This window comes from Candidatus Zixiibacteriota bacterium, assembly GCA_040752815.1.
Lineage (GTDB): Bacteria > Zixibacteria > MSB-5A5 > GN15 > FEB-12 > JAGGTI01.
Genome location: JBFMGC010000008.1, coordinates 42,163 through 67,845, shown reverse-complemented (window position 1 = coordinate 67,845; position 25,683 = coordinate 42,163). Strand labels below are relative to the sequence as shown.

Annotated in this window: 22 protein-coding genes; 14 read left to right on the top strand and 8 right to left on the bottom strand. The window is 57.7% G+C overall.

Going from position 1 to position 25,683, the window contains the following annotated elements; genetic code table 11:
• Window positions 1-76 precede the first annotated feature (76 nt).
• The 14 genes from AB1772_03765 to AB1772_03700 all read left to right on the top strand — a co-directional run bounded on the left by AB1772_03765 (window position 77) and on the right by AB1772_03700 (window position 18,299).
• Window positions 77-511, top strand: a complete 435-nt coding sequence (locus AB1772_03765) for a ribosome maturation factor RimP (protein MEW5795458.1) — start codon at window positions 77-79, stop codon at window positions 509-511.
• A 14-nt stretch (window positions 512-525) separates the two neighbouring features.
• Window positions 526-2,001 carry a transcription termination factor NusA gene (gene nusA, locus AB1772_03760; GenBank protein MEW5795457.1) on the top strand — a complete coding sequence of 492 codons (1,476 nt, stop codon included), beginning with the start codon at window positions 526-528 and terminating at the stop codon, window positions 1,999-2,001.
• Window positions 2,002-2,058: 57 nt separating this feature from the next.
• Window positions 2,059-4,419 (top strand): translation initiation factor IF-2, encoded by a 2,361-nt coding sequence (gene infB / locus AB1772_03755; GenBank protein ID MEW5795456.1) that lies wholly within the window; start codon window positions 2,059-2,061, stop codon window positions 4,417-4,419.
• Between the two features lie 91 nt (window positions 4,420-4,510).
• Complete coding sequence (rbfA, locus tag AB1772_03750; GenBank protein ID MEW5795455.1) at window positions 4,511-4,879, top strand: 30S ribosome-binding factor RbfA; 369 nt, start codon at window positions 4,511-4,513, stop codon at window positions 4,877-4,879.
• Window positions 4,860-5,861 (top strand): bifunctional oligoribonuclease/PAP phosphatase NrnA, encoded by a 1,002-nt coding sequence (locus tag AB1772_03745; GenBank protein MEW5795454.1) that lies wholly within the window; start codon window positions 4,860-4,862, stop codon window positions 5,859-5,861. The genes rbfA and AB1772_03745 overlap by 20 nt, the downstream gene beginning before the upstream one ends.
• Window positions 5,851-6,801: a tRNA pseudouridine(55) synthase TruB gene (gene truB / locus AB1772_03740; GenBank protein ID MEW5795453.1), complete on the top strand. Its 951-nt coding sequence runs from the start codon at window positions 5,851-5,853 to the stop codon at window positions 6,799-6,801. The genes AB1772_03745 and truB overlap by 11 nt, the downstream gene beginning before the upstream one ends.
• A complete protein-coding gene (gene ribF, locus AB1772_03735; protein ID MEW5795452.1) occupies window positions 6,798-7,754 on the top strand; it encodes a riboflavin biosynthesis protein RibF in 957 nt (318 codons plus the stop codon). The genes truB and ribF overlap by 4 nt, the downstream gene beginning before the upstream one ends.
• Window positions 7,745-8,020, top strand: coding sequence for a 30S ribosomal protein S15 (gene rpsO, locus AB1772_03730; GenBank protein MEW5795451.1), 276 nt, complete (start codon window positions 7,745-7,747; stop codon window positions 8,018-8,020). Before ribF ends, rpsO begins: the two co-directional genes overlap by 10 nt.
• An 18-nt stretch (window positions 8,021-8,038) precedes the next feature.
• Window positions 8,039-10,198 (top strand): polyribonucleotide nucleotidyltransferase, encoded by a 2,160-nt coding sequence (locus AB1772_03725; protein MEW5795450.1) that lies wholly within the window; start codon window positions 8,039-8,041, stop codon window positions 10,196-10,198.
• Between the two features lie 20 nt (window positions 10,199-10,218).
• Complete coding sequence (locus tag AB1772_03720; GenBank protein ID MEW5795449.1) at window positions 10,219-11,502, top strand: pitrilysin family protein; 1,284 nt, start codon at window positions 10,219-10,221, stop codon at window positions 11,500-11,502.
• 14 nt (window positions 11,503-11,516) lie between these two features.
• The gene (locus AB1772_03715; protein ID MEW5795448.1) at window positions 11,517-12,296 is read left to right on the top strand and encodes a polysaccharide deacetylase family protein; all 780 of its coding nucleotides are present in this window, start codon (window positions 11,517-11,519) and stop codon (window positions 12,294-12,296) included.
• Window positions 12,297-12,390: 94 nt separating this feature from the next.
• Window positions 12,391-14,892, top strand: a complete 2,502-nt coding sequence (gene leuS, locus AB1772_03710) for a leucine--tRNA ligase (GenBank protein ID MEW5795447.1) — start codon at window positions 12,391-12,393, stop codon at window positions 14,890-14,892.
• 322 nt (window positions 14,893-15,214) lie between these two features.
• Entirely contained in the window at window positions 15,215-16,747 is a 1,533-nt protein-coding gene (locus AB1772_03705) for a tetratricopeptide repeat protein (protein MEW5795446.1), read from the top strand.
• A gap of 46 nt (window positions 16,748-16,793) precedes the next feature.
• Window positions 16,794-18,299, top strand: a complete 1,506-nt coding sequence (locus AB1772_03700) for a tetratricopeptide repeat protein (GenBank protein MEW5795445.1) — start codon at window positions 16,794-16,796, stop codon at window positions 18,297-18,299.
• 11 nt (window positions 18,300-18,310) lie between these two features.
• Here AB1772_03700 and AB1772_03695 read toward each other — a convergent pair whose 3' ends face one another.
• The 8 genes from AB1772_03695 to AB1772_03660 all read right to left on the bottom strand — a co-directional run bounded on the left by AB1772_03695 (window position 18,311) and on the right by AB1772_03660 (window position 25,613).
• Window positions 18,311-19,213 (bottom strand): serine hydrolase, encoded by a 903-nt coding sequence (locus AB1772_03695; protein MEW5795444.1) that lies wholly within the window; start codon window positions 19,211-19,213, stop codon window positions 18,311-18,313.
• Window positions 19,214-19,234: 21 nt separating this feature from the next.
• Window positions 19,235-20,557: an ABC transporter permease gene (locus AB1772_03690; GenBank protein ID MEW5795443.1), complete on the bottom strand. Its 1,323-nt coding sequence runs from the start codon at window positions 20,555-20,557 to the stop codon at window positions 19,235-19,237.
• Entirely contained in the window at window positions 20,550-21,482 is a 933-nt protein-coding gene (locus AB1772_03685) for an ATP-binding cassette domain-containing protein (protein ID MEW5795442.1), read from the bottom strand. The genes AB1772_03690 and AB1772_03685 overlap by 8 nt, the downstream gene beginning before the upstream one ends.
• A gap of 268 nt (window positions 21,483-21,750) precedes the next feature.
• Window positions 21,751-22,554 (bottom strand): DUF72 domain-containing protein, encoded by an 804-nt coding sequence (locus AB1772_03680; protein MEW5795441.1) that lies wholly within the window; start codon window positions 22,552-22,554, stop codon window positions 21,751-21,753.
• A 200-nt stretch (window positions 22,555-22,754) separates the two neighbouring features.
• Window positions 22,755-23,369, bottom strand: coding sequence for a hypothetical protein (locus AB1772_03675; GenBank protein MEW5795440.1), 615 nt, complete (start codon window positions 23,367-23,369; stop codon window positions 22,755-22,757).
• On the bottom strand, window positions 23,369-24,178 hold the full coding sequence (locus AB1772_03670) for a hypothetical protein (protein ID MEW5795439.1): 810 nt from the start codon (window positions 24,176-24,178) through the stop codon (window positions 23,369-23,371). The genes AB1772_03675 and AB1772_03670 overlap by 1 nt, the downstream gene beginning before the upstream one ends.
• On the bottom strand, window positions 24,175-24,801 hold the full coding sequence (locus AB1772_03665; protein ID MEW5795438.1) for a hypothetical protein: 627 nt from the start codon (window positions 24,799-24,801) through the stop codon (window positions 24,175-24,177). Before AB1772_03665 ends, AB1772_03670 begins: the two co-directional genes overlap by 4 nt.
• Window positions 24,798-25,613 carry a DUF6754 domain-containing protein gene (locus AB1772_03660; GenBank protein ID MEW5795437.1) on the bottom strand — a complete coding sequence of 272 codons (816 nt, stop codon included), beginning with the start codon at window positions 25,611-25,613 and terminating at the stop codon, window positions 24,798-24,800. Before AB1772_03660 ends, AB1772_03665 begins: the two co-directional genes overlap by 4 nt.
• Window positions 25,614-25,683: the final 70 nt, after the last annotated feature.

The following is a 25,683-nucleotide window of genomic DNA, read 5'->3' as shown; positions in this document are numbered from 1 at the left end:
TCTTTCCTTATTATAGCAAGTTCGGAGAGTGGGCAGAGACCCACTCTTTTGGTATAGCAGGAACAGCAAAGTGGAAGTGAAACAGACAGTTAGCGAACTGGTCGCGGCGCCGCTTGAGGCCCAGGGGTATGAATTGGCCGACGTGGTCGTATCCCGGTACAAGACGTCGACCACCGTGCGACTGTTCGTGTACGGCGAGAACGGTGTCACGATAGACGAGTGCGCCCGGCTGTCGCGCGTGATCGGCGCGGTGATCGACGGAACAGGCCTGTTCGAAAACGGTTATACCCTTGAGGTGTCATCGCCGGGCCTGGATCGGCCGCTGTTAACCCTGCGCGATTACAAGTACCGTGTTGGAGAGACCGTCCGGGTCGAGTTCTTAGACCGCGCCCGGAAAGCGGTAGTCGGCGAGATCGTCGCGGTTGATGACAACCGAGTGACGTTTAGAGTCGCTGATGAGGTTATTACGATCGATCTGCCTGAAATAAAAAGAGCGCAGATCGTGTTCTGATGGAGAATCGGGCTATGCCGTTTGACATGCTTGAAGCAATGACGCTGATCGCCAGAGAAAAGAATATCGATTTCGACTCCGTGGTGCAGACTCTGGAGGCCAGCCTGCTGGCCGCCGCCAAGAAGAAGTACGTCAATACCGACAACATCTCATTCCGCTTCGACCGCAAAGCCAACGAGCTGTTCATGATTGTCACCAAGAAGGTCGTGGACCGAATTGTAGACAAAGAAACCGAGATCAGCCTGGACGAGGCCAAGAAGATCGACGATGCCGCTGAGCTCGGCGATGAGCTCGAAATCTATCTCGACTACGAAGTGGAATTCGGCCGAAACGCGATCGCCTCGGCGAAGCAGATCCTTACCCAGAAAATCCGCGATGTCGAGCATGAGCGGATATACGCGGAGTTCATTGACAAGGTCAACACGCTGGTCACCGGTATTGTGCAGCAGATCGACAAGGGCAACGTGATCGTCAATCTCGGCCGCGGTGAGGGTGTCCTGCCGATTAAAGAGCAGATTCCTCGGGAGAAGTTCCGCCAGGGTGACCGGATTCGCGCTTATATCCAGGACGTGCAGCTCTCGCCGAGAGGACCGCAGATCATCCTCTCACGCGTAAACAACGAATTCCTCAAGGCGCTGTTTGCCATGGAGGTGCCGGAGATTTTCGAGAAAGTTATCGAGATCAAGGCTATCGCCCGGGAACCCGGCGAACGAGCCAAGATCGCGGTGTATTCGTCCGATGACCGCATCGACCCGGTCGGCGCTTGCGTAGGCATCAAGGGTGTGCGCGTTCAGGCTATTGTGCGCGAGCTGAACAACGAGCGCATCGACATAGTTCCGTACACGTCGTCTCCGGAAGTATTCGTCACGCGTGCTCTGGCTCCGGCCAAAGTGGTGCACATCGACTCGTTCGATCTCGAAAAGAAGATGACAGTCGTGGTCGAGGACGAAAAGCTCTCTCTGGCCATTGGCAGGAACGGTCAGAACGCCCGTCTCGCGTCGAAGCTGACAGGCTGGAAAGTCAATATCATCTCCGAAAGCCAGCACAACGAGGATAAACGCCGCGAGGCCGAGATGTTGGTGCCGGTTGGTCAGGTCGAGGGTATCGGTGTCAAGATCCGGGATCGACTGGTAGCGGCCGATATCAGCTCGGTGCAGCGCCTGGCCCAGGCCACTGTGGAATCGCTCACCAAGATTGAGGGTATCGGCGAGAAAACTGCCGAGAAACTGATCCAGCGGGCCCAGGAGATGGTGGCCAAACTCGAGGAAGAGTACCGCAAGCGCCATGAGGCCGAAAAGGCGGCGGAGGCGGAAGCCGAGCCTGCCGAAACCAAACTGCGCGAGGCCGACGTGTTCGAAGATTCGCCGGAATATGTGTCTGAGATCGATGATATCATGGAGGCCGGTGCGCCGGATCTTGAGGATATCGAGGATGAGGATGAAGACACCGCCAAGTCAGTAAAGGTGGATGACGAGGAAATCGACGAATAGTGGGAGGCGGCAGGCAACTGATGGCCAAGCCGCGGACGTCGAAAGAGGACATAAAGCATGGCAGTAGTGACAAAGAAGATTCATGACCTGGCAAAGGAATACAAGGTCTCGGCTCATGCCATGCTGAAGATCGTCCAGGATATGGGATATCCAGTCAAGTCGCACATGGCGGCGGCGACCCCGGATATCGTCAATGCGGTAAGCCTCAAGTTCGCTCAGGAACGCCGCCAGGCCAAGCTCGAGATGGAGCAGAAGCGCAAGGCGGCGCTTGACGCGGAGCGTCATCGGCTCGAGATCGAAGCCAGAGCCAAAGCCGAGGCCGAGGCGGCCGCGAAGGCGGCGGCCGAGGCGAACACACTGGCCAAGATCGACGGCCTTACCCGCGGAAAGCTGATCAAGGCCGCACCGCCAAAGGTTGCTGAGCCTGTGGTCGCTCCTGTAGTCATCCCGCCGGTTGTAGTCGAGGAAGACGACAATCTCGCGGCCATGCTCAAGAAGGCGGAGCAAAAGAAAAAGCGCAAAGACCGCAAGAAGAAGAAAGAACGTCGCGTGGTTGACCAGGTCGAGGTGGCCAAGAGTTTCCGCGCGACAATGGCCGACCTCAGCGGCGGCAAACCGAAACGCAAATACAAGAAGGCTGCCTCTGACGATGATACGGGTATTGAGAATCCCAACCAGATCGAGGTGAACGAGTTCATGTCCGTGGCCGAGCTGGCCAAGCTGATGGACCACAAACCGGCCGAGGTCGTGGCCAAGCTTATGGAGCTCGGCATGCTGGCAACGATCAACCAGCGCCTCGACATGGATACAATCGAAATGGTCGCCAGCGAGTTCGGCTACGATGTCAAACTGCAGGCCGAAATCGGCGAGGAAGCTCGCGAGGAAGAACACGAAGAACAACTGGCACTGCGGGCGCCGGTAGTTACGGTAATGGGGCATGTCGACCACGGCAAAACGTCTCTGCTGGATTATATCCGCAAGACCAACGTAGTCGCGGGCGAGGCCGGAGCGATCACGCAGCACATCGGCGCCTACGAGGTGGTCCATAATGACAGTCGGATCGTCTTTCTCGATACCCCCGGTCACGAGGCGTTCACGGCGATGCGCTCTCGCGGGACACAGATCACCGATATCGTCGTGCTTATAGTGGCGGCCGACGAGGGCGTGCGCCCACAGACGATTGAGGCCATCGATCACGCCCGCGCCGCAGGCGTTCCAATCGTGGTAGCGATTTCCAAAATCGATAAACCCGGCGCAAATCCAGACGAGGTCCGCAATCAACTGGCCAAGCAGAACCTTCTCGTGGAGGCCTGGGGTGGTAAGACTATCGCCGTGAACATTTCGTCAAAGTCCGGCGAAGGTATCGACAAGCTGCTCGAAATGATCCTCCTCCAGGCTGAGATGCTCGATCTGAAGGCGGATCCGTCGATACGCGGCCAGGGCGTAGTCGTTGACTCCAAACTCGAAAAAGGGCGCGGCCCGGTCGCCACGGTATTGATCCAGCGCGGTACGTTGCGCGTAGGAGACCCGATTGTAGCGGGCGTCTATTCCGGGCACGTGCGCACCGTTCACAACGATCGCGATCAACGCCTCGATACGATCGGCCCGTCGACACCGGCGCAGGTCACAGGGCTCAGCGGTGTTCCGCAGGCCGGTGACAGCTTTCTGGTAGTCAAGGACGACCAGGAAGCACGCGAAATCACCGCTCGGCGCGGCCAGATCAAGCGTGAGTACGATGCCCGCCGGCCGCAGGGCGCGATCTCTCTTGACAAAGTCTTCAGCCGCATTCAGGAAGGCCAGATTCAGGAAGTTCGCCTGATCATCAAGGCCGATGTCGACGGATCAGCGGAAGTTCTGGCCGACACTCTCGGAAAGATCGAGACTTCCGAAGTCAAGACCGCCATCATTCGCCGCGGGGTCGGACCGGTAACCGAGTCAGATGTTCTCCTGGCGGCAGCGTCTGATGCGATTATTATTGGATTCCAGGTCGGGCCGGATCTGAGAGCGCGTGAGCTGGCAGCACGCGAGAAAGTGGACATTCGCCGGTACGAAGTCATCTACGAGGCCGAGGAAGATGTCAAGAAGGCGCTTGAAGGGTTGCTGGCCCCGACGGTGTCAGAGCAGTTTGTCGGCATGGCCGAAGTGCGGGAGATCTTCAAGGTTCCGAGAGTCGGAGTTATCGCCGGCTGCTACGTGCGCGAGGGACGCGTCTCCCGGAAAGATCGGGTGCGCCTGACCCGCGACGGCAAAACGGTTTACACCGGTAATATCGCCTCATTGAAGCGATTCAAGGACGACGCACGTGAGGTCAAGGAAGGTTTCGAGTGCGGTATCGGCATCGAGAACTTCAACGACATTAAAGTGGGGGACATGATCGAAGCTATCGAGGTGGTGGAGACGGCGAGAACACTGGGGTGATGTCGGCCCTGACGCCGGCCCCGCGGCCGGTGCAGCCTGTTGGACATCCGCACCAATCCATCGTGCCGATGCCACCATTGTGAGATTCGGGATGAGACAGTTCAAGCGATCCGAGAGACTCAGCGTGCAGATGCAGCGCGATATTGCCCGGCTCCTGGAGTCGGAACTGGCCGACCGTGTGCCCGGCATGGTGACATTTACCCATGTCCGGTTGTCGGACGATCTGCGCCACGCTCGCGTGTACTACTCCTATCTGGGTCAAGCCTCTGATCGTGCCATGATTGAAGAGTATCTGATGCGCGAAAGGGGGCGCTTGCGCTCGCTGGTCGGGCGGAGCCTTCGGATCAGGCATATCCCCGAGCTGGATTTCAAGTTCGACCCGTCGGTCGAGACAGGGGTGAGGATCGAACAACTGCTGGAAGAGATCAAGAGAGACCATAGTGACCACACCAATGACTGACAACCTGGCCATATCGCGGATCACCCGCATTCAACAAATACTGGAGCAATGCCGCCGACCGCTGGTGGTATCGCATATCGACCCGGATGGCGACGCTATCGGCACACAACTGGCTTTCGGTTCGTATCTCCAGGCGATCGGGAAGTCCGTGAACATGCTCAGGGAGTCGGACGTTCCGGCAAAGTATCTGTTCTTGCCCGGAGTTGAGCAGATCGCTGTGGCGGGGGGCATTGACCAGACCGTGTCATATGATGTGGCGGTTGTTCTCGAGTGCCCCAGCCTCAACCGTCTGGGAACGGTGGCCCGCTTCATTGGAGAAGCTACCAAGGTCATCAATATCGATCATCACCCCGAGAACGAACTGCAAGCCGATGTTTCCTGGGTGGATGTTAAGGCATCGTCGGTTGGAGAAATGGCTTACGACTATTTTCGCCAGGTGGGATTCGAGATCGAGGCGGACATGGCTACTAACTTGTACGCAGCGATATTAACCGACACTGGGCGTTTTCGCTTCGAGTCGACCACACCGCACACTCTGGCGGTTGCCGGTGATCTGGTGCGGGCCGGCGCCGATCCGCGAATGATTTGCGATCGGGTGTATTATGATGTTGACCCGGCGGTGATGAAACTAACCGGCCGCCTGCTGAGTGCGTTGGAGTACTACGGTGACGGGCGTATCTGTATCATGCCGCTGACCCGGCAGATGCTCGTGGAAACGGGCGCATCCATCGCCAACACTGAGGGCCTTGTTGACTACGCGATGTACACTCGCGGCGTGCAGGCCGGAGCCCTACTGCGCGAACTTGAGAATGGTCATACGAAGGTATCGCTGCGTTCGCGCAACAGCTTTGACATCGCCGCGATTGCCGGGCTGTTTGGAGGCGGGGGACATCCCAACGCGGCCGGGTGCACGGTCAAGCTGCCCCTGGAGCTGGCCAAGAGAGAAATCGTAAGGCTTTTGCTGGAGGCCCATGACGCGTAGACCGGCGACATACCACGGGGTCTTGCCCCTGAACAAACCGTCGGGTTTGACAAGCCACGATGCGGTTGATCAGGTGCGTCGGATTTTGGGGCAGCGCGCAGTTGGACATGCCGGCACGCTCGATCCGGAAGCGACCGGCCTCCTGGTACTCTTAGTGGGGCAGGGGACAAAAGCGGCTCGGTTCCTAACCGACGCCGACAAAGAATATCTGGCCGAGATTCAGCTTGGCCTGGAGTCACCGACCTACGACCGCGAGGGCGTTCCGGAAGGCAGTACTACCGCTTTGGATAGCTTTCCCGGACAATCCCAGGTTGAGGAATCGCTGGGCGCATTCAGAGGCGAGATTACCCAGGCAGTTCCGCCGTATTCTGCAGTGCACGTCGATGGCGAGCGCCTTTACAAACTGTCCCGGAAGGGTGAGGAGACGACCCCACCTCAGCGCACGGTTACTATTCACTCCCTTGTGCTGCTGGAGTACAGCCGGGGCCGGCTTCGTGTTCGCGTGGTGTGCGGAAAAGGTACATATGTCCGAAGTCTCGCTCACGACGTTGGTCGCAAACTTGGCTGCGGCGGCTACCTGTATTCACTCGTGAGGACGCGAAGCGGCCGGTTCCGTCTTGAGGACGCGCATACTCTGGAGGCGTTATCGAATGCCCGTGAGCGCGGCGAGTTGAATCGACTGATCATCCCTGTGGACGCCGCACTTGGCTTTAGCACGGTCACGGTAGACCCAGAGTTCCGCGCCAAGGTGTCATTCGGACGTCGGCCTACCGGACGCGATATCGCAGGGGTTCAGGGCGAATTCCAGTCCGGAGATCATCTACTGCTCAAAGACAAAGACGGCTCGCTTCTGGCCATAGCGACGGCGGTGGTGCCATCGGGCTCACTGCAAGCCCACCCCGGCCGCGAAATCCTCAAGTACGATCGGGTGCTGGCATGACGACTACGTTCGTACGCGGGATCGAAGACTTCGCGAAGCTCCCTGCCGGCTCGGCTGTTGTGACTGTCGGGACCTTCGATGGCATTCATCGCGGCCATCAGGTCATCTTCTCCCGTGTGCGCGAGGTGGCCGCGTCGGAGAAACTACAGCCGGTCCTAGTCACGTTTGATCCGCATCCCCGTACGGTGGTCACACCTGACAACGTTCCAATGCTCCTGACCACGATCGAGGAGAAGCAAAGATTCGTGCCGTGTTTCTTTGAGGGCACCGTGCTGATTATCAAGTTCGACCAATTGGTCCGCAACATGAGCGCCGAGCAATTCGTCCGACAGGTGCTCGTGGATGCGGTCGGCGTGAAGCGGCTGATCGTGGGGTACGATCATGGCCTCGGCAAAGACCGCGGCGGCAACACCGAAACACTCGAACGCATGGGTCGCGAGATGGGCTTTGCCCTCGAAGTGGTCAAGCCGGTGATCTGGAACGACGCGCCGATTTCTTCCACACGTATTCGCCAGGCGCTGCAGTTCGGCAAGTACGATTTCGCGGTCGATCTCCTGGGGCATGACTACGCAATATACGGCGTGGTCGAACGCGGTATCGGACTCGGCAAGAAAATCGGCTATCCCACCGCGAACGTGCGCTTTAGCGCGCAGAAACTCCTCCCTCCGGAAGGCGTCTATGCTTGTTGGGCGCATGTAGGCAAAGAATCGAAAGAAGGAATGATGTTTGTCGGTCAGAACCACTTCAACCCGGTCGCACGGCAGACGGTCGAGGTGAATCTGTTCGATTTTGATCGTGACATCTATGGAGATGAAATAGTCGTATATCCCACGCGCTATATCAGACCAAACCGGCGTTTTGCCTCGCCGGAGCGTCTGGTAGAGCAAATTGAACAAGACAAGAAGCAAGTTTTAGAGATATTGGAGAAACAAGGAGAAAGGACATGTCAATAGGCATCGCCAAAGACAAAGCCGCCCAGATAGTCGCACAGCATCAACTGCACGAGGGTGACACCGGGTCGCCGGAAGTCCAGATCGCGCTGTTCAGTGAGCGCATTGATCACCTTACCGAACACATGAAGAACCACCCCAAGGATTTTCACACCCGCCACGGTCTGCTGAAGCTGGTGGGTAAGCGGCGTCGCATGCTCGATTACCTCAAGGACAGGGACATTGCCAGTTACCGCGAGGTCATCGAGCGGCTTGGTCTCAGACGATAAGACATGGAAACAGGATTAATGGTACACAAAGTAGAATTGGAAATTGGCGGCCGCACGCTTACAATCGAGTGCGGCAAAATGGCCTGTCAGGCGAACGGTGCGGTCACCGTCCGCTACGGCGACTCGATGGTGCTGTCCACCGTCTGCGCCCAGACCGAGCCGAAACTCGGACAGGACTTCTTCCCCTTGACGGTTGAATACCGCGAGAAAACTTACGCGGCGGGCAAAATTCCCGGGGGCTTTTTCAAGCGCGAGGCGCGCCCCTCGGAAAAAGAAACCCTCTCGGCGCGCATGATCGATCGCCCCATCCGCCCGCTCTTCCCGGACGACTTCCGCGGCGAGACGCAGTGCATTACATTTGTGATTTCACACGATCAGAAAAACGATACGGATGTCCTCTCGATCACCGGCACGTCGGCTGCGATGGCCGTATCCGACATCCCGATCAAGAAGACCATCGCTGGCGTGCGGGTAGGCCGCATCGACGGTCAATACGCCATCAACCCGACTATCGACCAGTATGAGCAGAGTGACTTGCTGATTACAATGGCCGGATCGGCAGATAGCATCGCCATGGTCGAGGGTGGGGCATCGGAAGCGAGCGAAGACGACGTTATTGGCGCCCTGCAATTCGGCCACGAGCACATCAAGCAGATCGTCGCCAAAATCGACGAACTGAAGGCAGCGTGCGGCAAACCGCCGTTTACCTATACGCCGGTAGTGACTCCCGAAGATCTGGTTGCTCGGGTTAAGTCTCTGGCGGAGGAGAAGCTGGTCGCATTTAATCATGAAGGTGATAAAGAAACCCGCAATCAGAGCAAGCGCGAACTGAAGAAGAGCATCATGGAAGCCCTCGCCGAGGAGTTTCCCGAGAGCGAAGCGACCATCGACACCATTTTTCAGGATATCGATGCACGAACCATGCGGGATATGATTCTCAAAGAGGGCAGGCGGATCGACAGCCGGGGTATGGATGAAATCCGCCAGGTCACGTGTGAAACCGGCGTGCTGCCGCGGGCGCATGGCTCCGCGCTGTTTACACGCGGCCAGACGCAGGCTCTGGCGACAGTAACCCTGGGCACCAAGATAGATGAGCAGCGGCTCGATGAGCTCGAGGGCGAGTCCACAAAGAGCTACATGCTACATTACAACTTCCCGCCGTTCTGCACGGGTGAAACCAAGGCGATCAGGGGAACCAGCCGGCGCGAAGTCGGCCACGGCGCCCTTTCTGAGCGCGCTCTCCAGCCGGTAATCCCGCAGGAGACGAGTTTTCCGTACACCATTCGTGTGGTCTCGGACATCATGGAATCCAACGGGTCATCGTCGATGGCATCAGTCTGCGGCGGCTCGCTGGCACTGATGGATGCCGGCGTGCCCACCAAGACAGCCGTTGCCGGTATCGCCATGGGCCTCATCAAGGAAGACAGTCAAGTCATTATCCTGACCGACATCATCGGCGACGAGGATCATTTCGGCGATATGGACTTCAAAGTGGCCGGAACCAACGAGGGCATCACCGCGATTCAGATGGATATCAAGATTGACGGTCTCGATATCGACACGATGCGTCAGGCTCTTTCGCACGCCCGTGACGCCCGCCTGCGCATTCTTGAGATCATGAACGCCACCCTGCCGAAACATCGCGAAACGCTCTCCGAGTTTGCGCCTCGGATCATCACGCTCCAGATTAACCCGTCAAAGATCGGCGACGTGATCGGCCCCGGCGGCAAGACCATTCGCGCGATCGTCGAGGAGACTGGCGCGAAGATCGATATCGAGGATGATGGCACTGTGCTGATCTCGTCGGTTGACGGTGAGGCTGGGCGCGCCGCACTAGCCCGGATTGAGGCTTTGGTGGAAGAGCCGGAGATGGACAAGGTCTACAACGGCATAGTCCGCCGTGTGACTGATTTTGGTGCTTTTGTCGAAATCATCCCCGGCACCGACGGGCTCGTGCATATATCTGAGCTGGACGTTGACCACGTACGCCGGGTTGAGGACATTTGCAAAGTGGGGGACCGTATGGAAGTCAAGGTCATCAACATTGAGCCCGACGGCCGGGTGCGGCTGTCTCGCCGGGTTCTGCTCGAAGGCGGGCAGGACAGGCCGCCAATGCCTCCGCCGCCGCGCCGCGGTGGATCGGGCGGCGGCCGCCCGCGTCAGAAGGCGCGCCGGTGATTTAGTCGCAGAGGTACATAGTGGTTAGAAAGAAGAAGGCGCGACGCGACCAGAGTGTCTTTCGCAAGACCACGCTGAAAGACGGACTCCGGGTGCTCACCGAGCAACTGCCCGGGGTCCGCTCTGTTTCTCTGGGCGCGTGGGTCGATGTCGGCTCCCGCTGCGAGCAGCAGGACGAACATGGCCTCTGCCACTTCCTCGAGCACCTCGTGTTCAAGGGCACACGACAGCGCAACGCGCGCCAGATTGCCGAGTCACTCGAATCGCTCGGCGGGTCGCTTAATGCGTTCACCACGCGTGAACACACTTGCTACACGGCGCGCATTCTCGACGAGTATTTGCCACAGGCGGTCGAGATCCTGGCCGACCTGACCTGCAATCCCACACTCACCCGAACCAACATGGATCGGGAACGTCAGGTGATTTGCGAGGAGATCAAGGAGTCGCTCGACGATCCTTCGGATCACATCCACGATCTGTTCGCTGAAACCCACTGGTCGGGGCATCCTCTGGGCAGACCGGTTCTCGGCAGCATGAAGATAATCCGCTCGGTCCCGCGCGCTCATCTGACGCGGTTTCATGCAAATAACTACCGCTCCGGATCGGTTGTAGTGGCGGCATCGGGAGCGATCTCACACGACCGACTGGTTAAGCTCGTGCGCGCGAAGTTCCATCTTGAGGAGGGCGGCTCGAAACGGCCTGATCCAGCGGGGCGAAAGTCGGGAGTCCACCTTCGATTTGAATCCGATGACAGCGCCCAAACCCACTTCTGTATTGGTTTCCCCGGCCTGCCCTATGGCCACAGAGACCGAATGGCGGTAGTGCTGCTTTCAACCTACCTGGGCGGGGGCATGTCGTCAGTGCTCTTCCAGAAAATCCGTGAGGAACGTGGCCTGGTCTATGTTGTGCACTCGTACCATGACTCATTTGTGGATACCGGAGTGTTCTCGGTTTACCTTGGCACCGCCCAGAAACACCTCAAGCAGGCCTTTGATCTGATTCTCGCGGAGTGCCGAAAAACCGTTTCGCGGCGGCTCAACAGTGCGGTTCTCGCCTCTGTTAAGGCGCAGATGAAGGGCCATCTCATGCTGGCGATGGAATCGACATCTACGCGGATGAATCGGATCGGCCGCCAGGAGCTACTCCTCGAGAGGTACCAGCCGCTCAGCGGTACTATTCGAGAGATTGACAAAATCACGAGCGCCGACATCCAGCGGGTAGCCGAGACGATCTTCGACGAAAGCCAAATGACAGTCGCGGCTCTCGGTCCCTCGGACCCCAAACAGTTCGCCGGTCTCGGATAGCTCGTCCTGACGCCATGTCCGGCTCGCCCGAATCACGGCTTGTTATTCTCGTATTTCACAAGCTATCCAACAAATGTACCTTTGGCGTTTCGAACTACCCACCGAAACGGCTGGTCCGGCTACTGGACAGCCTGCGAGGCGACGGTTGGAACCTCGGCGAGGCAGGCATCGGGGACACGCCAGTAGGGCAGGGGAGAGGCAAACTGACGCTGAGTTTCGACGACGGATACGAACATCTGACCATAGTGCTTCCGGCCATAATGGAGCGTTTCAGGTTCGAACCTGTGGTATTCGTGCCCAGCGATTGGATCGGCAAATCAAATAGTTGGGATTACAGTCATCGCATAAGGGCCTGCCCACACTTATGCCAAGAGTCTATTACTCGCCTGGCCGGGCTTGGAGTAGAGTTCGGCTCACACGGCGCATCGCACCGTGACCTCATGTCGTGCAGCCGCGCCGAACTGGAGCGCGAGCTGGGCGACTCCCGCAAGCGTCTTCAGGATCTTAGCGGCCAGAGCGTCGATAAAATAAGTTACCCCTTCGGTCGATACGACCGTCGCGTGCTAGATACCGCCGCACAGGTCGGTTACGTGCGCGGCTTCACGATGCGCCTGCCGGAGAGTTCGGACAATCCTCTTGCGGTCGGCAGGGTGCCGGTCTGGGGCTTTGACACGCCTGTAACCGTTCGCTGGAAACTTGCCCCCGGCTTCTTTCACGATGTCGAGCGCATTAAATCGCAAGTGGTCAATACGCTTTCCAGCGGGACGATCTGGCTCAACCGCTTTCGCCGCTGAGCCCTGTCCTCAATCCGCACCCTGTAAAACTGTTGCCAAAGAGCCGATAAGATTATAACATCCGCCAATTATCTGCGGCATTGGATGCATCGCGATGACACACAAGACTAAGACCATACCGGCTTACGACTTTGCAGCTATTGAGAACAAGTGGCAGCGACTCTGGGAAGGACAGCAGCTGTTCCGCGCACCCGATATGCCGGATCCCGCCGGCAAGTTCTATATGCTGGTAATGTTCGCCTATCCGTCGGGCGACATCCACATGGGCCACTTCCGCAACTACATCATCGGGGATGCTGTCGCCCGCCAGCAGATGATGAAGGGCAAGAGCGTGCTGCATCCGTTCGGTTGGGACGCTTTTGGTCTGCCGGCAGAGCGCGCAGCCATCAAGCGGGGCATCCATCCTTCGGTGTGGACCCGCGAGAATATCAAGGTCAGCCGCACCACGCTCCAGAAAGTCGGCGTCTCGTTTGACTGGTCGCGCGAGGTCTCGTCGTGCGAACCCGACTACTACAAGTTTACTCAATGGATGTTCATCCAGCTCTTTAAGAAAGGACTGGCGTACCGCAGCCGCGGGTTTGTCAACTGGTGTCCCGAAGACAAAACGGTTCTGGCCAATGAACAGGTAGTCAACGGCCGCTGCGAACGATGCGACACCCCGGTCGAAAAGAAAGAGCAGATACAGTGGTACTTCAAAATCACTGCCTACGCCGATCGCCTGATTGACGATCTGGACACGCTCCCAGGATGGCCCGACAACGTCAAGACCATGCAACGCGAGTGGATCGGCCGATCGCACGGACTCGAAGTGGACTTCACAATCGAAGACACCGGCGAAAAGTTGCCCATTTTCACCACTCGGCCGGATACTATCTTCGGGGTTACGTTCATGGCGATCTCGCCCGAGGCGGAAATACTGTCTCGGCTCGATCTCTCGCCTGAATTCTCCGCGCAGGTCACCGCCTACCAGAAAAAGTCTGCCGCGCGCACCGACATAGAGCGCGCCTCGATTACCGAAGACAAAGACGGCGTATTCACCGGCAAGTACGCGATCAACCCCTTTAACGGCGAACGGGTGCAGTTATGGGTGGCAGACTATGTCCTTGCCGGCTATGGTACCGGTGCGGTGATGGCCGTGCCGGCGCACGACACACGAGACTTTGCCTTCGCCCGCAGGTACGGGATTCCGATTCGCGTGGTAATTCACCCCGATGATAGCACGACTCTATCGGCTGATCGCATGGAGCAGGCCTTCGTGGAATACGGGCCGATGGTCCATTCCGGGCAGTTCGACGGACTAGCTGGGGAAGAGGCTGTTGACGCACTCAGTGAATACGCCGAACAGCGAGGTATCGGCCGCCGTAGAGTGAACTACAAGCTCAAGGACTGGTCGATCTCACGCCAAAGGTATTGGGGCTGCCCGATTCCGATCATCCACTGCGGGAAGTGCGGCCAGGTGGCGGTCCTGGAATCCGATCTGCCGGTGATGCTGCCGAATGTCGAAAACTATCTGCCCAAAGGCCGCTCGCCGCTCGCCGACGTGCCGTCGTTTATGAACGTCAAATGTCCTAACTGCGGGGGAGAGGCCCAACGTGACCCCGACACGATGGACACTTTTGTCTGTTCGTCGTGGTATTTCCTCCGCTATATCGACCCGGCAAACGCAAGCAAACCCTTCGAGCCGGCTAAAGCCGACGCCTGGATGCCAATCGATCTATATGTCGGCGGCATCACGCACGCCACCGGACATCTGATCTACTTTCGGTTCTTCACCAAGTTCCTGTACGACATCGGCTGGCTTAAGTGCAGCGAACCGGCCACGCGCATGTTCAATCACGGGATGGTCTCGGATGCGACCGGTCAGGTGATGTCCAAGTCGCGCGGCAACGTGGTCTCACCGGTCGAATTGATGGCCACTTACGGGGTCGATGTTTCTCGCCTGGCGATGTATTTCGTGGCGCCGTCCGAAAAACCGGTGGCCTGGAGCACGACCGAGTTCCTGACCGGTCCGGCGAAATTCGTGTCGTCCAAACTGTATCCGCTGGTCGAACACCTTCGCGACAGCCGTCCCGACCTAAAGCGTTACTTTAAGCCGGGCGAGCTCACCGCTCCCGAACGTGAAATCTACATCAAGCTCAACCAGACCATAAAGCGTGTCGACGAAAGTTTCGAAAAGCTCCAGTTCAACACCGCAATCGCCGCGCTCATGGAGCTGGTGCGGGATTTCAGGCCGGATGTGATTTCCAACCAGCAACTGAACGACCAAATCATTTTGAAAACAACCCAATTGGTTGCCCCGATGGCCCCGCATCTCGCCGAGGAAATGTGGCAACTGGCCGGGTTCCGGGAGTCAGTTTTCAAATCCGATTGGCCTGAATTCGATCCGTCTGCCGTCGTGGGCGATACGATCGAAATCGCTGTCCAGGTCAACGGCAAACTCAGGGCATCGGTAGCCGTTCCGGTTGGCTGCGACCAGGAGACTGCCGAGGCGGCGGCACTCGCCGACGCCAGAGTACAGGCGCACACCGCCGGGAAAGCCATAATTAAAGAGGTGTTCGTGCCAGGAAGACTCCTCAATATTGTAGTCAAGGGGTAGCGGAGCGGTTTGGGATGATTCAGAGGCGGTTTAGTATTTCGGAGAGTTAACATAATATATATTACAGGACGTTCTACTTGCTCTGTCCTCACGCTCCTCTAACCTCCTGGTTTCGCACTTCCCTGCCCGTATCGCTTTCCAAGCAGTGCCCAAAGACCGCCGCTTGAAGCTCGCTATTATCCGCCAGGTCGCCCTGTCGAGCCGAGGACACCCTCGGTAGTGTATCTTTCCAATCAAGCTCACCGCCGGAAAGCCGACCTATGCTAATAGTGTCGATAACCGGGGATTCCCCCGAAAAGTCGTCAACTAATCAGCATTAGTCATGAAGATACTGGTTTCCGCTATCTTAGTTATTGCCCTGGGCTTGGCCGCCATCTATTTGCTTGGTGACACTCCTGCCGCCCTGGTCATCCCGGTCACCACAAATTCCACCGTCGCGCGTTCACATTTTATAATGGGTCGGGATCTCTTCGAGCGGCTACGCATGCCGGAGGCGTATGAGCACTTTGAGCGGGCGGTGGGCGAAGATTCCGGTTTCGCTCTTGCTTATCTTTATCTGTCTCGCACGCACCCGTCGTTGGAGGGGCGCGCCGCCGCCCGAATTCGTGCCGCTGGATTGGCGGACAGGGTCTCTGAGGGCGAGTGTTTGCTGATACGGGCGGCTGAAGCGCTCTATGCGCGCCGGCCGGTCGAGGAACAGAATCTGCTGAAGCGTCTGGTCGAGCTTTATCCAACCGATCCTCGGGCACATAACGAATTCGGGAATTCGCTGTTCTACAAGAAGGATTGGCCGGGCGCAGTCGACGAGTACCTCGGCGCAATCTCGTATGATCCTGGGTTCTCGCAGGCCTACAACGGCCTGGGGTACTGTTACCGCTTTCTTGGGAATTTGCCGGCGGCCGAGAGATGTTTCCTCAAGTACATGGAGCTTATTCCCGACGATCCCAACCCCTATGATTCCTATGCCGATCTGCTAACCCAGATGAACAGGGTTGACGAAGCCATCACGTTCTACCGCCGGGCGCTCGAAATCAGGCCTGACTTCGACTTGTCCCATCTTGGCATCGCGCGCGGCCTCAATCTGTTAGGTCGATACGCTGAAGCGAGAGATCAACTCAGGCAGTTCTATGAACTGGCCGACGACGACGGTCAGCGCAGAACGGCGTTGCTTGGCCTGGCGACTTCTTATGCGGACCAGGGCGATCTGGCGAGCGCGGCGTCCGAGTTGACAAAGTCGTGCGAATTGTCCAGGGCGGCAGGTGACTTCGCCGCTTTGGTCTCCGATCTGGACAACCTGGGTTTGGTACTGCTTGAATCCGGACTACCCAACGAGGCTTCAAAAGCGTTCACCCGGGCCCTACAGGCTGCCGAGAAGTGTATCTCGCATCCGACCCTGCTGGAAAGTCGTCAGATAGACCACCTTCGGAGACAAGCTCTTGTCTGGTTGGGCCGATCCAAAACTGACGCGGCCCTCGCCTGCGCCAAGGATTACCTAAGCCGGGTGGCAACGCTCGATGATCCAGTGAGGCTCCAATTGGCTCATCAGACACTGGGCCTGATCGCCCTTGCGGAGGGCCGTCCGGGCGACGCAGCCGATGAACTCATGCAGTCCGACCTAAGTCAGGCGTATAACCAATTCCACTTGGCGCGCGCACTTGAAGCCATTGGCGATATCACCCAGGCGATCAAGTATTATCGCCAGGCCTCCGAGTACGATCAATTCACCCAATTAACACAGGCTTTCGTCCGCGCGAAAGCCCGTGATAAAGTCGGTTCTATGGCGCTGGCCGGCAGGCCCGGACCAGGCGCCTCCGAGAGGTCGTCGGAAATAGCTGCCAGTTCCGATTCACGGTAACAAACCGCTTGATTCGGCTCCGTAAATCCGTTTCTTGAAATCTGCCGTGAGCAGCCGTGATTTGAACTGGGGCAGTAAAAGTTACCCTACATTCGTAGTGGCCGCCGCCGTGGCGGGTCTATTAGGGTTGTGCCAGTGCGGCGGTGGTGGCGATGGCCGAATTCCGATATCGACCTCTTCATCTGCAGCACGGGAGGCGTTCCTGGCCGGTGCTGAGCTCTGTGACAACCTACGTTTCCATGAAGCCCAGCAGTATTTCGATAAGGCGATCGACGCTGATCCTCAGTTCGCCCTGGCCTACCTCTACTCGGCCATTTCGGAGCAGAGCGCCAAAGGTTATTTCGAGCACATTCAATTGGCCGGAAAGTACGCAGCGCGGGCATCAGAGGGGGAACAGTTGTTGATTGAGGCGATGTTAGCCGGAGCTAACGGCGACCCTGCCACTCAGATTGAGCTGCTCAGGGAACTCGCCCGACAGTACCCTCGCGATCCTCGCGCGCTGATGTTTCTGGCCGCCGAGTATTTCGGTCAACGGGAGTACGACTCGGCCGTCAGCGTCTGTGAGGATATCGTGCGGATTGCCCCGGGCTACGCCCCGCCGTACAACGTTCTCGGCTACTCCTACAATTTTCTCGAGGATTATGAGGCTGCCGGGCGTGCTTTCCAGGAGTATATCAGGCTCATCCCGGACGATCCCAAGCCCTACGACTCCTATGCGGAGCTGCTGACCCGCCAGGGGCAGTTTGAGGCGGCAATAGAGCAGTACCGAAAATCCCTCGCGCATGACCCGTCGTTTGGCGCGTCGCGAATCGGGATCTCCGCCAACCTCGTGTTCATGGGCAGACATGACGAGGCGAGAATGGAGCTCGAGAAGCTGTTCGAATCCGGCGCGGGCATCGGGCACCGCCGAGCTGCAATTGTGGGCTTTGCCGTCACCTACGTGGACCAGGGTGACTTGGAGACAGGGCTGGCCAGGCTCGAAGAGCTTTATCGCCTTGACTCGACTATGTCCGATCCAGCCGCCATGTCCGACGATTTGAACACGATGATTTTCCTGCTTGCCCGTCTGGGGCGGTTCGACGAGGCCCAGCAGCGGCTGGCACAATCGGTTGAGATCATTGACAAGTCGGAACTCTTCCCCCGCATCAAGCGAAATGCCCGCCAAAACGCCTACCTGTATCAGTCCCTTATTTACCGCGAACGAGGACGGTTGAGCGAGGCCCGGCAGCAGACGGAAGCTTACCTGACCGAAGTTGAACCATTGGTCAATCCCGCGAGAACGAGAAGCGCTTATCTCTCCCTTGGATTAGTCTCACTGGCGGAGGGCGATTATGCCCAGGCCATATCGCATCTCGAACAGTCTGACTTGCTACAGGCGTGGACGCTCTATCATCTGGCGAAGGCCTACGAAGGTCTTGGAGACATTACCCGCGCGGCGGAGCTATTCGACCGGGCGGCGCGGACCTATCAGCTTAACAGCATTACCTACGCGCTCATCAGACAGGACGCCGGACGCCGTGCCGACGAGCTGCGCGCCAAAATGGTGCCGTAGCGGCGTACCCGTCAGATCCGACTGAATCCCCAATCGACAAGCTTGCGCGCCTCGCGGAACCGCTGGCGATCTCCAGGCACGCCCAGAACCACACAGGTGAGCTTCTCCCCTCCCCTGTTTTGCACCAAAGTGGTCAGGCAGTATGCGGATGCGTCGATATAGCCGGTCTTGCCGGTCAACACTTTGTAGGTGGAGTTGACTATCATGTTCGTATTGGCCATGCGAATCTGTTTGTTCTTCCTGTTGACGACCCGGCAGAGGTGCGATTTCTCGGACGTTATCTTGCGTATTAGTTCGTACTCGTACGCGTAATGGAGGATCTTGGCGACCTCATGGGCTGTGGAGACGTTTCGCGAGTCGAGCCCGGTCGGCTCAAAGAATTCGGTATTCCTCAGTCCCAGCTTCTTCATTTTGAGATTCATTTCTTTCACGAACGACTCAACTGAGCCGCAGGCGGCGCGTGCCAGGGCGCGCGCCGCCCGGTTGTCGGAGTTTAGCAGGGCGGCGTACATCAGATCATTGGCGGTCAGTTGATACCCGGCCCGCAGTCGCGAGCGCGATGAGTTGCGGACGTCGTCCTGAGTGACCGTAACTACCGTACTCAAATCCAAACGCCTGTCCATCACCACCATTGCCGTGACCAGTTTAGTGATCGATGCAATCGGTCGCTGCACATCGGCATTGCGCGCGTAAAGTACCTCGCCGTTTTCGTAGTTGACCAGCAACGCGGCTTTGGCGCCCAGCTTGAGCTTGGAGCCGTCGCGGAGGTGATCGAAATCAAAGCTGATGGTCCTCTCCCCCGCGGCCATCAGCGGCCCGCCCGGCCGTTCGAGAAAGTAGATGCTGTTGGCCGAGAAGAAAACGAAAGCTGCGAGCAGCACCAATGTCCGGCCTAGTCTTTTCCGATCAACCATCTGTTCCGAACTCCGATACACCTATCCGTGCCTGACCCACCTGACAATTTCCGGCAGGGTCGGGCGCTTGCCGTACATTAATATGCCCACGCGGAACACTCGCGACGTAATCCAGACCGCTATGAACAGCGCCAGCACCATGCCGATCATGCTCAACACCGCCTCGCCCATAATGGGTGAAAGCAGCGGGTTGCCGTCGACGGTCGGCGCTACCACCGATACCCGCATCATCATTACGAGCGGCGTATAGGTCGGGAAGAACGAGACAACACGAAGCCACCCGGCATCGGGCGATTCGAGCACGGCAAAGCCGATCATCATCGCCGGCACGAACAAGATCATGATGACCGGCATGATTAGAGGCTGCGCCTCTTTTGTGCTGTTAACCAGCGAGCCGATAAAAGCAAATATGGTCGAGAACAGCAGGTAACCGAGCACCAGGAAGCAGGCGAAACAGACCACGGTCGCGGGATTGAATACGCTCCGCGTAATGGAGCTGTCGAGTTGAGTGCCGGATGACGCCGAATAGGCCATCAGCAGGACCGCGCCCAGTATCCAGATGCCCACCTGGGTCAGCGCCGCCAGCCCGGTGCCGACTATCTTCCCGGCCATGATTTGGAACGGTGTTGCCGATGACACCAGCACTTCCATAATCCGCCCAGATTTCTCGTCGATCACCGACTGCATCATGGCCTGGCCGTCGATCAGGATCAGCATATAGATCAGCATCATCAAGACCGTGCCGGTGATAAACTTGGCCTCGGTGCTGACCACCTCGCCTTTCGTATCGCGCCTCGGTAGATCGACAGTGCGCGTTAGCGCCATCACAGAATCTACCGGAATGTTGAGGCGGCTGATCTCGACCCGCTGCTTGGCCAGCACCTTGCTCACCTGAGATTCCAGACGATTGAGGGTGCGGATGTTGTCCGAATTGGTTACGAGCAACAGGGCAGAATCAGCCAGATATGCGTCGCGGTTCAGCACCATGAGATACTGAAGCTTGCGCTCACGGATGCGCTGTACCAATCGCTCGTAGTTCTGATTGTACAGCTCTGCATCTTCGGCGCTGATCTCCACCACGCTGTCACGCCGATAGGCTTGGGTTACAGAATCGGCCAGCAGGTACGATTCCATGGCGTCGGCCAACTGCTGTCCCAGGCCGTGGCCGTCACGGTCGATCACCGCAAACGATTCTACCCGGTCCGATCCCTGCTGCATGAAAAACGCCGGCAGGAACATGAACGCCACCATGATACCCGGTGTCAGGAGCGTCATTATCAGGAAGGACTTCTTCTTGACCAGTTGTGCGTATTCCCGGCGCAAGATGACCAGAAACTTAGACATGCTGTCCCCCCGGTTGACTGGCCAGCTCAGACGAGTCGACCTTGACCTGGTCTATGAAGATGTCGTACAGCGACGGCGCCACCACCTCGAACCTGCTCACTTTGATCCGGCCCACCACAGCCTGAAGGATATCGTGAGCCTGCGTTTTAGCCGACAGGCGAACCTCTACATAGTTGTTGAACTCGATCACGTCATCGACACCGGGCAGACCGCGAATGAAGCTGCCGTCACCCTCGAATGACATCTGCAGAGTGTTCCGTCCAAACCTCGCCTTCACATCACCGATACGCCCATCGAGAACCTTGTGTCCGCGTGAGATCATGCAGATATAGTCGCACAGCTTCTCGGCCTGCTCCATCACGTGGGTGGAGAACAGTATCGTCTTGCCCTGGCGCTTCAATTCCAGAAGAGCGTCCTTCACCAATTCGATATTCAGCGGATCAAGTCCGGAGAAGATCTCGTCAAAGATGACCATCTCCGGCTCATGCAGAATCGTGGTAATGAACTGGAGCTTTTGGGCCATTCCCTTCGAAAGCTCCTCGACCTTTTTGAGTTCGTACTCCCTGAGTCCCATCCGCTCGAGCCACGGTCCAACCGACCGGTTTATCTTGCCTCGCGGATAGCCTTTGAGTTCGGCCAGGTAGGTCATCACCTCGCGAAGGGTCATCTTCTTATAAAGGCCACGCTCTTCCGGCAAATAGCCAACCCGATCTCGAAACGAACCGTCCGGCACTTTCCCATCAATGAGTATCCGCCCGGAATCGGGCGCGATTACGTCCATAACCATACGGATCGTGGTCGTCTTGCCGGCGCCATTGGGACCAATCATGCCGTAGATGCAGCCCCTTGGCACTTCCATGGAAAGATTCTCCACAGCGGTCTTGCCGTCGTACCGTTTGGTGATGCCTTCCAGCCTTAAATACATTACATTTCCTCAAAAACAGGCGGTAGGGTTAAGAGTTTTCAGAGAGAGAGTCAACCAAAATCGGGTAGGTTAATCGATTCGTAACGGGTCAGTTTGCTTTCGCTAGGGTGATGTTCTTAGCCGCGACCCGCCCGACAGCGCCGGCGACCGCACGTCCTCCGGACGGCCCGCCGCGGCGAGGCCGGCAGCACACAAGTGCACATTAAGAATCCCACCGTCACCAAAGTCCGCGGGTCACAAGGTCACCCTGAGCCTGTCGAAGGGTGACTCATTCAACGTGTCTCAGCATCGCTGCGAACTGTGCCGCATTGTTGACCGCCTGCCCCATGTGGCAGTTGTTGAAGAACACGTACGTGGATCGAACCTTGGCGGCGATCTTATTCACTTTGTCGCGCCAGTATTGCAGCTCCTCCTCAGAGTAAGAATAGTCATAACGCAGCGCGCCTCCGTCCCACCACTGCTCGGCGTTGCGCCCGTGCAGGCGGATATAGGCGAAGTCCGTAGTGGCAAAGCAGTCCGGCTTCAGAAGGCCGGGCAGCTCCGGCTCGTCGACACAGACATACCCTATCCCTTCAGCTTTCAGGCGATCATATGTCGCCCGGTTCACCCAGCTGATGTGGCGAAACTCGGTAAAGAGCGGGTGCGGCGCGACCGCGTCGCGGCAGATACTGAGATGATCCAGGTTCTGCGGAGTGAACTTAAATGAGTACGGGAACTGCGCAAGCAGTCCTGACAGCCGTCCCGACTCCGCCAGCGGCTTGAGGGCATCGGCGAAAGCCTGACGGTCTTTGCCCAGTTCATTGCGGCGGTGCGTGAACGACTGCGGCGTTTTAACCATGAAATCGAAGTCCTCGGATGTCTTGCGCACCATATTCTCGAACACTCGCGGATGCGGGATGCGGTAGTAGGTGCTGTTAATCTCGACCGTGCTGAATCGGCCGGCGTAGAAATCCAGCATCTTGCCTTTGTCGATGTCCGGCGGGTAGAAACAGCCGCGCCAGTCCTCGAAACTGTAACCCGATGTTCCGACTCTGATATTCACTGAAGCCGTCTGCGGAATGTTCCGCTTCACCTTACTACTCGGCAAACGCCCACGTATTCAACCGGTCACACCCTACTTTTACGCAGGAAATCCGCTCGATGCCATCACTTCCTGACAGTCTGAAAACGGACAAACCGGCACTTCGGGCAGATCCACTTGCGACACTTATGAAAACTGCGCTTCTGCTCCTTCATGGCAATATGACACCGCGGGCAGTGAAGGGCCATAGTCTAACGGGTGAGGCGCAGGAAGTCGCAAAGGAGGAATTCGACACGACCGATCAACGTCGACATCCGTGACATGACCGTGTACCCGAAAGTGGTGCCGAAAAATATCATCAGAAACCAGGTGCCCAGTTTCGCCGTGTGACCAAACCACCCGCGATGCTCCCGGCTAAAGTAGAAGTAGGCGAGCGTGCACAGCACCCCAACCAGGACAACCAGAACCGACAGGTCAGGAACACCCGATTCGCTCCACAGCGGCCGAACCGTATCCGAGATCTGGGCCATGGTGCGAGCGCCCAGCATCGCGGGAATTGCCACCCCGGCGCCGGAGCCGATAAGCACCGCGATAGGAATTCTGGACCAGACCGCCGTCTTGGAGTGGAACCGCCCGAACATCATCAGGCCGAGCACCAGCGGAACCACCAGGCTCAGACGTCCCTGCCCGAACAGCGGCGCAACCAGCAGGGCCAGGAGGGAGTTGTTCCAGGTAATGACTAAGAAGTACCCAATCGAAAGGCCGACCAGAAGCGACTCGGCCGTTTTGTAAACCGGGTTGTCGCGGTAAAGAAACGAGAGTACCGCCAGGGTCAGGAGACCGGCAAGAATGGTAGCCCAGTCCATCAGCGTCCTCTCCCCTTCCGTCGACCAACAAAATAGACAACATTGCCGATGACTATAAGCGCTACCACATATATATGCATGCTGGTCTGGGCGAGCATCGCCCGCGCCCCGGCTCCCGGGCGCCCGATCAGTTGTTCGTATTCGGCTGCACCCCGCAGCCCACCTACCATCGCGGTTAACTGCCCTGATGCCAGGTATGGATCGAACGTGGTCACCATCGCCGCAGCAACAAACGCTGAGACCGGTACCCCGTAGCGCCCCTTGCCATACTCGACCCAGTGCATGACCATGGAGCCGTCGGCAATCGAAATCACTCCGGCCAGGTCGCCGTAGTTTCGGACACCGGCCAGCATCGACAGGTCAGCCCAGGCTCGCCCGGTGTAATCGTCAGGAAAAGTCTGCGGGAGTGATTCGCCCATCGATAGTATCGCGGCGATATACTGCGGTTTGAAGCCGAGATACACGTAGTCTGAACCGTACTCGCAATTGTACTCTTTCGCCATCTGGTTCATGAGGCCGTAGCCGATTCCGGTTCCCTCAGCCATAAGAGCGATACCTATAAGTCTATGGCGCCTGGCGAATGCATGGCGAAGCAGCGCCAGGGCGAGCGGCCTGATCTCCGGCATGGCCGAGGCTTCATGATCAAATGAGATCAGGAGCAGCGATCCCTCAGGGAGGCTGTCAAGGTACTCGAACATCCGACGGCTTTCATCGGAGACCTCGAGTTCCGGACGGTAGTCGATCAGCATGGCGATCACGACGACAACCGCCAGGCCGATGAAGCAGTAGTGTCGGGCGGCGATTTTCACCGGCTCTCCCCTCCGAGCCAGGTGCGCTCGATCCCAAGAATTACGCGCAATGACGTGGTGAGCGAACCCAGACCGATGCCGATCAGTATCGCGCGGCGGGCAGACATCGACGGATTATTGCGGACCCACTCTGCCACGGGAGTAATGTATGTCGATACAAATCCTCCGAGATCGGAGCGGCTGAGCAATATCAGCACCGCCGAGACTAGCAACACTGCTGCGGGAACAGAGTGCGCCCGGAAACCGCGATACGATGCCGATGCCACAAAGAACGCCAGCAACGCAAAGACAGTAGATTGCAGCGGCACCTGCACGTTGCCGAACAGCCACATGAATGGTGAGCCGCCGCCGATTCCCCAGAGCGCAGCAGTGACAGGCATAGCCGCCAGACCGAGAAGCGAAATCACTCGATAAGGCCGGTCCTGGCCGCGCTCGATCGACTGGAGATTCACCCGAACAAAACTCACTACACCGACCAGCAGCGTGAAAGCGAATATGATCTGGTAGTATTCCACCAATATGAGCAGATTGAGAGTTTTGGCCGTCGCATGGCTTGAGAAATAGAGTACGAGTAAGACAAGGCCAAAGAGGCCGCAGATTATCTGGGGCAGGCGGCGTCTCATTCGAATCTCCACCAAGTCGAAAGAGGATCAACCGTAACCCAGACAACTGCGACAATCAGGAGCGCTGCAATCGCGATCTTGAGCATGTCCTGCGCCCTGACTGATGCTTTGATTGTCTGGTCGTCCGAAAGATATCCGGACGCCGCAAACAACTCCTCCCCTATCAGAGTATAGTCACAGGCAACGATAAAAAACGCCAGTTGAATGGTCGAGTCGGTGCCGGCGATTTGAATCGCCCCAACCGAATTCCCGGTTTCGGCCAGAATCAAAGACTCGGCCTCGAAAGTGCCGAGCAGGAAAACCGATGCCGGTTCAAGGCGGCTGATCAGGCCATCGACTGCGGCGGCGTAGCCGAATTGCGACGACGATACGTAGGTGATATTGTCCGGGCGAACGCGATCGGAGTATCCGGCACGGGCGTAGCTCTCTTTGATTACTTCCTGGGCCACCGACATGATTACCGGATCATGGGTGGGATATATCAGCGGACAGTCGTAGCGGGCGGTGGTCTCCGCCACGTGACCGAGGATATTCATCGAGGCAATCGTGGTTGGTCGCTGGATATCGCCCCCCCAGCCGGGCGTGAACAGCAGGGGGCGGGCCATTTCGGTGGCGCGGCCAATCGCCTCCTCGATCGCCTTGAGCCCCTGGATTTCCCTGATGTGATACTCCAGCCGGCTCTTGCGGTGGTAAGTGGTATAAAGAACGACTATAACACATATACAGGTGCCCACCAATACCGGCACTTTGGCGAGGTCGATCCAAAGCCCTTCGGAGAATGCCCACAGCATGAGTGCACTAGCAATTGTCACGCCGCCACTGATTCACGGAAGAACCGACGCGATCAACAAAAAGATATTTTTATTGACCCTGCGGGCGAAT

What these genes read in the sequence shown, in the direction of transcription:
- nusA (MEW5795457.1), top strand. Translation starts at nt 526, where the DNA reads ATGCCGTTTGACATGCTTGAAGCAATGACGCTGATCGCCAGAGAAAAG.
- infB (MEW5795456.1), top strand. Translation starts at nt 2,059, where the DNA reads ATGGCAGTAGTGACAAAGAAGATTCATGACCTGGCAAAGGAATACAAG.
- rbfA (MEW5795455.1), top strand. Translation starts at nt 4,511, where the DNA reads ATGAGACAGTTCAAGCGATCCGAGAGACTCAGCGTGCAGATGCAGCGC.
- truB (MEW5795453.1), top strand. Translation starts at nt 5,851, where the DNA reads ATGACGCGTAGACCGGCGACATACCACGGGGTCTTGCCCCTGAACAAA.
- ribF (MEW5795452.1), top strand. Translation starts at nt 6,798, where the DNA reads ATGACGACTACGTTCGTACGCGGGATCGAAGACTTCGCGAAGCTCCCT.
- rpsO (MEW5795451.1), top strand. Translation starts at nt 7,745, where the DNA reads ATGTCAATAGGCATCGCCAAAGACAAAGCCGCCCAGATAGTCGCACAG.
- AB1772_03725 (MEW5795450.1), top strand. Translation starts at nt 8,039, where the DNA reads ATGGTACACAAAGTAGAATTGGAAATTGGCGGCCGCACGCTTACAATC.
- AB1772_03715 (MEW5795448.1), top strand. Translation starts at nt 11,517, where the DNA reads ATGTCCGGCTCGCCCGAATCACGGCTTGTTATTCTCGTATTTCACAAG.
- leuS (MEW5795447.1), top strand. Translation starts at nt 12,391, where the DNA reads ATGACACACAAGACTAAGACCATACCGGCTTACGACTTTGCAGCTATT.
- AB1772_03705 (MEW5795446.1), top strand. Translation starts at nt 15,215, where the DNA reads ATGAAGATACTGGTTTCCGCTATCTTAGTTATTGCCCTGGGCTTGGCC.
- AB1772_03695 (MEW5795444.1), bottom strand. Translation starts at nt 19,213, where the DNA reads ATGGTTGATCGGAAAAGACTAGGCCGGACATTGGTGCTGCTCGCAGCT.
- AB1772_03690 (MEW5795443.1), bottom strand. Translation starts at nt 20,557, where the DNA reads ATGTCTAAGTTTCTGGTCATCTTGCGCCGGGAATACGCACAACTGGTC.
- AB1772_03685 (MEW5795442.1), bottom strand. Translation starts at nt 21,482, where the DNA reads ATGTATTTAAGGCTGGAAGGCATCACCAAACGGTACGACGGCAAGACC.
- AB1772_03675 (MEW5795440.1), bottom strand. Translation starts at nt 23,369, where the DNA reads ATGGACTGGGCTACCATTCTTGCCGGTCTCCTGACCCTGGCGGTACTC.
- AB1772_03665 (MEW5795438.1), bottom strand. Translation starts at nt 24,801, where the DNA reads ATGAGACGCCGCCTGCCCCAGATAATCTGCGGCCTCTTTGGCCTTGTC.